The organism is Staphylococcus auricularis (assembly GCF_051172115.1).
In the GTDB taxonomy this organism is placed as follows: Bacteria; Bacillota; Bacilli; order Staphylococcales; family Staphylococcaceae; genus Staphylococcus; species Staphylococcus auricularis_A.
This window is the reverse complement of record NZ_JBPIZN010000022.1, coordinates 1-430: the sequence shown is the minus strand read 5'-3', so window position 1 is coordinate 430 and position 430 is coordinate 1. Positions and strand designations below refer to the sequence as shown.

General features: G+C 43.5%; 1 protein-coding gene. It reads left to right on the top strand.

Annotated features, from left to right (window positions below):
- A partial coding sequence (locus ACSBRB_RS10625) for an oligopeptide/dipeptide ABC transporter ATP-binding protein (RefSeq protein WP_435032728.1) occupies positions 1-430 on the top strand: 430 nt, incomplete at both ends.

The window sequence follows — 430 nt, the reverse complement described above, 5'->3', positions numbered from 1 at the left end:
CCAATTTTCAGGTGGACAACGTCAACGTATCGTTATCGCTACCGTACTTGCTTGTGAACCTAAGATTTTAATCGCCGACGAACCGACGACGGCATTAGACGTTACGATGCAAGCCCAAATTCTCGATTTAATGAAAGAATTACAAGCTAAAATCGATACTTCGATCATCTTCATTACCCATGACTTGGGTGTGGTAGCCGTGGTAGCCAATGTAGCTGATAAAGTTGCCGTGATGTATGGAGGTCAAATGGTGGAGTCAGGTGTAGTCGATGAAATATTCTATGATCCACGCCATCCATATACTTGGGGATTATTATCTTCTATGCCTGACATGGAAACAGATATTAATACCGAATTACTTGCGATACCAGGGACACCGCCGGATTTAATCAAACCGCCAGTAGGTGATGCATTTGCTGAGCGTAGCAAA